Below are 616 nucleotides of genomic sequence, written 5' to 3'. Positions count from 1 at the left end.
TCGGCCACCGCCGCCGGAGAATGGTCATCGGAGCGATAACCGAAGATCTCCCAAATCTTCCCTGCCACTACGCCACCCGTACAGTACGTTTGTTCTTGGGGACACTCCCCAACGCAAAAGCGATAGCTTGCCCTACGGCTGCGCCCAGCAGCGGCGGTACGGCATTACCTACCTGTTCGTATTGCTCAACCCGCGAGCCGCAGAAAACGTAGGTGTCAGGGAAGGACTGAATGCGAGCCGCTTCGCGAACGGTAAAGGCTCTGTCCTGCTCGTAATGAAAGTAGGCGCCCCAATGTGGGTCGCACTTGGTTAAGATGGTGGATGCGAGCCCTTCAGGATTGACCCGACCATAACGCTTTGTGTGATCACTGCGCCGTGCCATGCGCATCCCGCTCGGCAATAGGGCATCGGGAATATCTGTCCAGTTCCCGCCCGGTGGAATGTGCGTCATACGCTCAAGGTTGATTTTGCTCAACCGACCGGCCTCGTGACACGTGACACCCATTGAACCTGCTCGCATCAGCTGTTGATACGGATTATCCGCCGGGTGCCGATAGTCTTTCACCTGCTCGCCAATCTCGCCGTTGCACAAGGCGGGTAAGTCGCCAATGGCGTC

1 protein-coding gene is annotated in these 616 nt (G+C 57.8%); it reads right to left on the bottom strand.

The annotated features are described in order from the left end of the window. Positions 1–67: 67 nt before the first annotated feature. Positions 68–616 (bottom strand): DNA cytosine methyltransferase (locus ALO64_RS10790; RefSeq protein ID WP_162232068.1); only part of this gene is annotated, 549 nt, incomplete at its 5' end.

It is taken from the genome of Pseudomonas meliae, from assembly GCF_001400515.1.
In the GTDB taxonomy this organism is placed as follows: Bacteria; Pseudomonadota; Gammaproteobacteria; order Pseudomonadales; family Pseudomonadaceae; genus Aquipseudomonas; species Aquipseudomonas amygdali.
The sequence above is the reverse complement of the archived record's forward strand: the minus strand, read 5'-3'. Positions and strand labels throughout refer to the sequence as shown.